At 73.7% G+C, this 7,563-nt stretch carries 6 protein-coding genes; all 6 read right to left on the bottom strand.

The annotated features are described in order from the left end of the window. Nucleotides 1-484: 484 nt before the first annotated feature. Nucleotides 485-1,483: a lysylphosphatidylglycerol synthase domain-containing protein gene (locus ACFQRF_RS02650; RefSeq protein ID WP_379868472.1), complete on the bottom strand. Its 999-nt coding sequence runs from the start codon at nt 1,481-1,483 to the stop codon at nt 485-487. After that, complete coding sequence (locus tag ACFQRF_RS02645) at nt 1,480-2,499, bottom strand: glycosyltransferase family 2 protein (protein WP_379868470.1); 1,020 nt, start codon at nt 2,497-2,499, stop codon at nt 1,480-1,482. Before ACFQRF_RS02645 ends, ACFQRF_RS02650 begins: the two co-directional genes overlap by 4 nt. A gap of 78 nt (nt 2,500-2,577) precedes the next feature. After that, entirely contained in the window at nt 2,578-3,735 is a 1,158-nt protein-coding gene (locus ACFQRF_RS02640; RefSeq protein WP_379868468.1) for an endonuclease/exonuclease/phosphatase family protein, read from the bottom strand. Further along, nucleotides 3,732-4,763, bottom strand: a complete 1,032-nt coding sequence (locus ACFQRF_RS02635) for a glycosyltransferase family 2 protein (protein ID WP_379868466.1) — start codon at nt 4,761-4,763, stop codon at nt 3,732-3,734. The genes ACFQRF_RS02640 and ACFQRF_RS02635 overlap by 4 nt, the downstream gene beginning before the upstream one ends. Before the next feature lie 57 nt (nt 4,764-4,820). Next, the gene (locus ACFQRF_RS02630; RefSeq protein WP_379868464.1) at nt 4,821-5,759 is read right to left on the bottom strand and encodes a UbiA prenyltransferase family protein; all 939 of its coding nucleotides are present in this window, start codon (nt 5,757-5,759) and stop codon (nt 4,821-4,823) included. 30 nt (nt 5,760-5,789) lie between these two features. Then, on the bottom strand, nt 5,790-6,923 hold the full coding sequence (locus tag ACFQRF_RS02625; protein WP_379868462.1) for an NAD-dependent epimerase/dehydratase family protein: 1,134 nt from the start codon (nt 6,921-6,923) through the stop codon (nt 5,790-5,792). Nucleotides 6,924-7,563: the final 640 nt, after the last annotated feature.

Raw genomic sequence — 7,563 nt, 5'->3', positions numbered from 1 at the left:
CCGCACGAGAGGCCTCCGGCCAGAAACGGCGCCACCTACGCTCGCTCCTCGGCTCACCGCTCCCGTCCCCCGGTCGCATTCGCCTCCTCACTCCGCTCCACCGGCCCCGCACGAGAGGCCTCCGGCCAGAAACGGCGCCACCTACGCTCGCTCCTCGGCTCACCGCTCCCGTCCCCCGGTCGCATTCGCCTCCTCACTCCGCTCCACCGGCCCCGCACGAGAGGCCTCCGGCCGGAAGCGGCGCCGCCTACGCTCGCTCGTCGGCTCACCGCTCCGTTATCCACAGGCCCGGTGATCCGGCTTTCCCGGGCGGTCCCGGCCGCCTGATCCTGGAGGCGGAAAACGGCATTCCGCGGGCGGCGCGGGTGCCGTCGGCTCCTTCCGGAGGTGCAGCATGCCGCAGTTCCGTCCCGCCCCGTCCGCTTCCGCCGTCTCCCGCACACCATCGGCCGGGCACACCCACCACCGGTCGTGGAACCGCTCGTCACCGCCCCCCGGCGACCTCGGCCGGCTCCGTCGGCTCCGTCACCCGGGGCGCGGCGACGGTCCGTCGCGCGCGGGTGAACCTGGCGGCGAGCAGGACTCCGCCGGCCCCCACCACCTCGGTCACCGTGCAGCACAACCGGCTGGCGAGCGCGGCGGCGCCCGCCTGCGACCATGGCAGCACGGCCACCAGCACCACCATGATGACCACCTCCCGGACCCCGGCGCCGCCGGGCACCACCAGGGCGAGCGCGCCCGCCGCCGCCGCGAGCGCGAACCCGCCCACGCAGACCGCGAAGGAGGCGCCCATCGGCGCCCCGAGCACCACCGCGATGAGCCACAGGTGGGCCCCGCCCACGATCCAGGACAGGATCTCCAGCACCATGGCGCGCCGCAGGGCGGTGGCCGAGACCTCGCCGGTCGGCGCCGGCCGCCGGAGCAGCCGGGCCGCGAGTTCCGCCGCCCGGATGACCAGCCCCGGCCGCCACAGCAGCACCGCCACGGCGAGCACGGCGGGAAGCAGCCACACCGCCCCCTGCCCGAGCGCCTGCGGCGCGGCCACCGTCCCGACGACGGCGGCGGTCAGCACCACGATGATGGAGTTGAGCACGTAGGCGGCCACCATGCGGGCGGGCGGAACCCCGCTGTCCCGGCCGAGGTACACGCTGGCCAGCGCACTCCAGAACGGGCCCGGCAGGTACTTGCCGAGGACGGAGGCACCGAAGATCCGGAGCGTGGCGCCCAGCGGCAGCGGATGGCCGAGGCCGGTCAGGGTGCTGCGCCACGAGGCCATGCCGAGCAGCAGTCCGGCCGTGTTGACGACCATCGAGCCCACCAGCCACGGCAGCGCGCCGGGCCGGGAGAGCAGCGCCATGATCTCGTCGCCCTCGCCGCGCAGCACGCTCCACATGCCGATGGCGGCGCCCCCCACGAACGCGGTCGCGAGGAGCGGGCGCAGCAGGGCCGCCCACCGGTGGCGCCGGGACGGCTGCGGGCTCATCCGGCCCTCCCCTGGACCCGCGCGGTCGGCACTCCGAAGTCGCGCTGCACCAGCCCCCGCGCCCAGCCCGTCGCGGCGCCGAGCGCGATCTGCAGGTTCACCAGCAGATGCAGTGCGAGGAACGGTACGAGGAAGCCCACACCACGGTGTTTCCGGACGGTGCGGATCAGCGCGGGGTCGGACACGGCGAACACCGCCAGTCCCGCCAGTGTCGGGAGGGCCAGCGCGGGCAGCACGGGGGCGAGCAGCAGCAGCGGGGCGGTGCAGGCGGTGAACAGGGCGGACGCCACTCCCAGCCCGTTGTTGGCGCGCATCGCCCCGGGCCGGCCGCGGTGGGCGGCGGCGAAGGGGACGAGCAGCTGGGCGCGGCGGAACTGCTCCCGCAGCATGGGCAGCAGCCGGTCCTCCTCGTCGTGGTAGGCCACCACCCGATCGGTGAGGAGGATGCCGTGACGGGCGGAGAGGCGCTCGCTGTACTCGATGTCCTCGGAGTCGCGCAGCGCGGGGTCGAACGGCCCGACCTCGTCGAACACCGCGCGCGGCATCGCGGTGTTCCCGAAGATCGCGGTGGGGGTGCGGCCGAGCGGACGCCCTCGCCAGTGGGCGGCGTGCAGGACGCGGTACCGCTCCACCAGGCCGTCGTCGATGAGGGGTTCGGGGGCGATGACGCCGTGCACGCAGCCCAGGGTGGGGTCCTCCCGCAGCAGCCGTACCGCGTTCTCCAGGGCGTCGGGGGCGAGCGCCTGGTCGGCGTCGAGGAAGAACAGGATCTCCCCGCTGCTGGCGGCCACTCCGGCGTTGCGCGCGGCCGAGACCCCGCCGTTGCGCGCGGCCCGCACCACCCGGCACGGATGGCGGGCCGCGATGCCGGGGGAGTCGTCGGTGCTGGCGTCGTCGGAGACGATGACCTCGTAGGGCTGCAGGGTCTGCGCGAAGACGGACCGCAGCACCAGGTCCAGGGTCCGCGCGGAGTTGTAGTTGGGGATGATCACGGAGACCGTGGGGGTGGTGGACATTACCCGAGAAACCTCTTCGTCAGTTCCGCCGGTCGGCCCGGACGCCGCCGCCCGCCGCACGGGCGGCGGGCGGCGGGCTCACAGCGCGACCTCGATGACCTGGGATCGGTGGTCGGACAGATCGCCCATGGGGACGAGGTCGTAGCGGCGCACGTCGACCTCCGGTGTGGTGAAGGCCCAGTCGAGCCGCCAGAACCCCAGGAGGGCGGCGCGTTCGCTCCACGAGACCGGGTAGACGGAGTCACCGGCCCATGCGGCGTCCCGCAGGCTGCCGCGCAGAGAGTCGAGCTCGCCCATGACCGCCGTGGAGTTGAAGTCCCCGGCGACCACGGCCGGGCCGGGGTCGGCGGCGAGCGCCTGTTCGAGCCCGGCGAACTGGGCGGCCCTCGACCGCTCGCGTTCCTGGAGCAGCCGCGGGATGTCGGTGGTGAGCAGGTGCCACCCGGGGTCGATCTGGACGGGGATGTGCACGTTGTAGAGGGCCAGGCGCTGCCCATCGACGTTGATGTCGGTGCGCAGCACCTTGGCCGCCCGGTAGGTGTCGAGCCAGTCGGCCTCGGGCCCGAGTTCGGCTCCGGGGCCGACCGCCGTCGCCTCCTCGATGGGGAACCGCGAGATGGTGATCAGCTCGCCGCGGATCTCCACGTCGTAGCCGGGGAACTCGGTGCGGATGCGGTCGAGTTCGTCGACCGGCCGCAGGTTCTCCTGCCGGTGGTCGACACCGTTGAGGTACTCCTGCAGCAGGTAGACGTCGGCGTCCCGCTCCCGCAGCGCGGCCCAGAAGCGATCATCGCGGTCGGTGCCGTACTGGCCCCACCACTCGGTGTTCCACGACACGATCCGCAGGTCGTGGCCCGGAGCGGGGTCGCGGGGAACGAGCGCCTGCGGGACGAGGCCGGTGCGCGGCCAGCCCACCGCCAGCGCCACCAGCGCGAGGCAGATCACCAGGACGGCGCTCCCCCCGCCGGGCCGGCCGGACCGGCCGGCCCGGGCCCCCGCGACGGCGGCGGCCGCGGCGAGCACGGCCGGCACCACCACGAAGGCGATCGGCGGCATCAGGTCCACGGCGAGCAGCGGCCACCAGTGGCCGCTCAGCGCCCGCTGGCCCACCGTGAACCCGACCCAGGCGACGGCCAGGGCGGCGAGCAGCCGGACGGCACGGCCGGAACGTTCCCGGCCGTCGGCCGGCCGTGGGCCGTCCGGGCTCCGCGGCGGCCGCGGTCGCAGCGCGGTCACAGCGCCCCCACGCCGGAGGCCGCGAGGGCGTCCCGGTCGTACAGGCGGCGGAAGGACGGCGAGACCACCCAGTGCACCGCTCCCACGAGGACGGCCACGGCCACGGTGAGGTTGAAGACCAGTTGCACCCCGGCGAAGCTGAGCAGGAAGAGGGGCCCGCGGGCCGAGGCCACGTACCGGTACATCCCGAAGTCGAGCGCGAAGACGGCCGCGAACGCCGCCGCGGGCAGCAGCCAGCCGAGCGGCCCCACCACCAGCGGCGCGGGCAGCGTCACGATGGCGAGGAACGCGGCGACGCTCGCCCACACCCGGAAGGCGGTCTCGAACCCCTTGGAGAACTTGCGCCGCCGGGCGTAGAGGGGGACGCGCAGCCGGCCGCGGGTGAAGATCTTGCGGACCAGCGGCCACATCTTGTCGTCGTCGTCGTGGAAGCCGGTGATGCGGGGGGTCAGCCGGATCTCGTACCGCTGGGAGAGCCGCTGTCCGTAGTCGACCTCCTCGGTCTGGCGCAGGTTGGGGTTGAACGGGCCGATCTCCCGGAACACCTCGACGCGCAGCGCGCAGATGGCCGAGATCAGGAAGCTGACGGAGCCCGTGGAGCTGGTCCGCCAGTAGAACGCCTGGAGGCACCGGCACTCCTCCACGAGGCTGTCGCGGATGAGCGGCTTGGGCTCGTACATGCCGCACACCGCGCCGATGCCGGGGTTCGCGCGGAGCTGGTCGACCGCCTCCTGGATCGCGCCGGGGGTGAGCGCGACATCGGAGTCGAGGAAGAACAGGATGTCGCCGGAAGAGTGCTCCACCCCCGTGTTGCGGGCCACCGCCACTCCGCTGTTGCGGCCGGTGCTGAGCACGGTGACGCCGAGGCTGCGGGCGAGCTGCGCCGAGCCGTCCGTGCTGCAGTCGTCGACGACGATGATCTCCTTGTTGGGGTAGTCCTGTTCCAGCACGGAGCGGATGCACAGTCCCAGCGACCGCGCGTAGTTGTAGTTCGGGATGATCACGGAGACGAGGGGCTGTTCCTTCATCGGCTCTCCTTCTGTCGCGGGCGTCTCGGTGGACGGATGGGGGCGGGTCCGGCCGGGTCAGCTGACGAGGAAGACCACCGCCCACAGCAGGCCGGCCACCAGGAGCGTCTGGTCGCCGATGAGGGTGCGGACGGGGTCGCCGCCGCCGTTGCCGACGACGAGGATCTGCAGGTAGCGGAAGAGGCCGAAGACGGCCGCGGCCACGGTCACGACGATCAGCACGGTGGAGCGCCCGCCCCCGCCGGGCTCGGCCAGGAGGAACAGCGTGTAGCAGGCGAGGGCGAGGGCGGCGCTGACGATGACGAAGTAGTCGGCGAGCTGCACCGAGTACCCCAGGAGGGCGGGCCGGTGACCGGACGACCCGGTGCTGAGCTCGCGGCGCCGCTTGCCAAAGGAGAGCAGCAGGCAGGCGCTCAGGACGGTCAGCAGCAGCCAGGGCGACGGTGCGGCGTCCAGGACCAGGTAGCCGACCAGCGCCCGCAGCGCGAATCCCGCGGCGACGGTGAACGCGTCCACCACGGACACGTGCTTGAGACGGAAGCTGTAGGCGAGGTTGATGACGAGGTAGGCGAGAACCGGCCAGGTGCGCGCCGGCGATGCGAGGACGATGCCCGCGGCGAGCAGCACGGAGACGGCGCCGAGGTAGCACCAGGCCGTGGCCACGCCCAGCTCCCCGGAGGCGATGGGGCGGTTCCGCTTGACGGGGTGCCGCCGGTCGCGTTCGCGGTCGAGGATGTCGTTGAGGGTGTAGACGGCGATCGAGGCCAGGGTGAACAGCGCGGTGGCCCACAGGACGGCGAGGAGGGCGCCGGGGTCCCAGCGGGACATGGTGACGGCGGGCAGCGCGATGACGACCGGGTTCTTCAGCCACTGGTGCGGCCGGGAGACCCGGAGCAGGGCGCGCGGCACGCGGAGCCAGCGGCGGGCGGGGCGGGCGGACGGGGTGATCGTCGGGGGTGACTCCGGGGCGGACAGGCGCGATTCGGCGGGGGTCACGGCTTCCTCCGTGGGGAGAGGGCGCTGGGGTCAGAAGGCGGCCTTGGCGAGCGCGAGCGCGCCCTGCCGCCACGGATCGCGGCTGGTGCGGCCGGTCGCGTTCGGGCGGGCCTCCCCCGGCAGCCGCCGCCACCAGTCGAAGCTGCGCAGAACGGCCTCGCGGTTGGAATAGCGGGGGGTGAAGCCGAGGCGGTCCCGGATCCGGCGGATGTCCAGGCAGGAGTCCGCGCACAGCTTGTGGATGAGGCGGCGGTAGACCGGCGAGATTCCGGCTCTGGCCAGCAGTTCCAGCGCGGCCACGGTGGGGCGCATCGGCAGCGACACCACCCGCCGGCCGCGTCCGGCGGCGTCGAGGACGGCCTGGAAGTCCTCGCGGAGCGTGCCGAACTCGGCGGCGCCCACATTGAACTCGGTGTTGACCACCTCGTCGGGGAGCGTCCCCGCGAGCAGCACGACGTCGACGAGGTCCTCGACGTCGAGCATCTGGTTGAGGTGGTCGCCGCGTCCGAGCACCGGAAAGTGCCGGCCTTCCTCGGCCCACTCGAACAGCATGGCGAAGATGCCGAGCCGGCCGGGGCCGACGAAGGTCTTGGGCCGGAGCACCGGGACCACCATGCCGGCGGCACGGAACTCCTCGGCCGTCTCCTCCGCCCTGGTCTTGGCGCGGCCGTAGGCGTCCACCGGCCGCCGCGGCTGTGTCTCGGGCGTGGGCACCTGCTTGGGCAGCCCGTAGACGGCGCTGGTGGACACGTGGACGACGCGGGGAACGTCGAGGCGGCGCGCCTCGGCCAGCACGGTGCGGGTGCCGCCGACGACGATCGAGTCGATCTGCCGGGCGGAGTAGCTGGGCAGCGCCGACGCGCTGTGCACGACGAGGTCCACGCCGCGGGCGGCCCGGCGCACGGCGTCCGGGTCGCGAACGTCGCCGCGCACGCGCCGGGACAACGGGGAGTCGGCCGGGTGGACGAGATCGAGTCCGACGGTCTCGCAGCCGTCCCGGGCCAGGCGCTCGACGAGCGCCGTGCCGAGCATTCCGCTACTACCGGTGACGAGGACGCGGGTCAGCACGGCGGCACCTCCCCACGGCCGTGCCGGCGGCCGCAGGGCGCGGCCGTCGTCCGTACGGGACGGGAACGCCACGCGCGGGCACACCCGAATGGCCATGTTCGCAGTTTCACTACCATTTCCATCTCCCTTTTCTCGGGCACGGTGAACGGCCAGCGGGCCGACCGCCGGTGTGCGATGTGAATTATCGGGAACGAGGTGTGAAAATCGGTTCGAGAAAGGTTCCGTGGGCACGCCGGACGTCGACGCCGCGACTCCTGCGCACGTCAGAGGGAATGACGGGTACCGAATCTGGCGGACGGGAATGGGAAACGGGCGGGAGTGGTATGGCGGCGCGGACGCCGAGCGGGCCGCGACGCGCATTCGGTCGCGCCTCCCGCGTAGCAGAGGCGAGCGGGGAGGATGGCGCTGGGACGACGACACGGCACCGGCCGGTGGACCCGGAACGGTGTCCGGCGGACGGAACGGTTCCGCGTTCACGGCCGCATGGCGCGCGGCGGGGGCATCGCGGCCGAGGGGCGGAGGACCGCACCTCCCGGTTCCGCAGCAGGTCAGCGAGGCGTTCTGGCGCCCACCGCCCGGCGGGAACGGGGGACCGCGAGCGGGGTCAGTGCCCGGCGGCCGCCCGCGCAGCGCCGGCGGGCAGCGCCTGCCCGGCATCGGCGCGGCGGGGCCGCGGATTCCGCGCGGGGCGGCGCGCCCACGTCACGAACCGGTCCGCACCGCGGGGCGGCGCGGG

Origin of the sequence: Marinactinospora rubrisoli (genome assembly GCF_042664915.1) — a bacterium.
GTDB lineage: Bacteria > Actinomycetota > Actinomycetes > Streptosporangiales > Streptosporangiaceae > Marinitenerispora > Marinitenerispora rubrisoli.
This window is presented reverse-complemented; position numbering and strand designations above follow the sequence as displayed.

What these genes read in the sequence shown, in the direction of transcription:
- ACFQRF_RS02650 (WP_379868472.1), bottom strand. Translation starts at nt 1,483, where the DNA reads ATGAGCCCGCAGCCGTCCCGGCGCCACCGGTGGGCGGCCCTGCTGCGC.
- ACFQRF_RS02625 (WP_379868462.1), bottom strand. Translation starts at nt 6,923, where the DNA reads ATGGCCATTCGGGTGTGCCCGCGCGTGGCGTTCCCGTCCCGTACGGAC.
- ACFQRF_RS02635 (WP_379868466.1), bottom strand. Translation starts at nt 4,763, where the DNA reads ATGAAGGAACAGCCCCTCGTCTCCGTGATCATCCCGAACTACAACTAC.
- ACFQRF_RS02645 (WP_379868470.1), bottom strand. Translation starts at nt 2,499, where the DNA reads ATGTCCACCACCCCCACGGTCTCCGTGATCATCCCCAACTACAACTCC.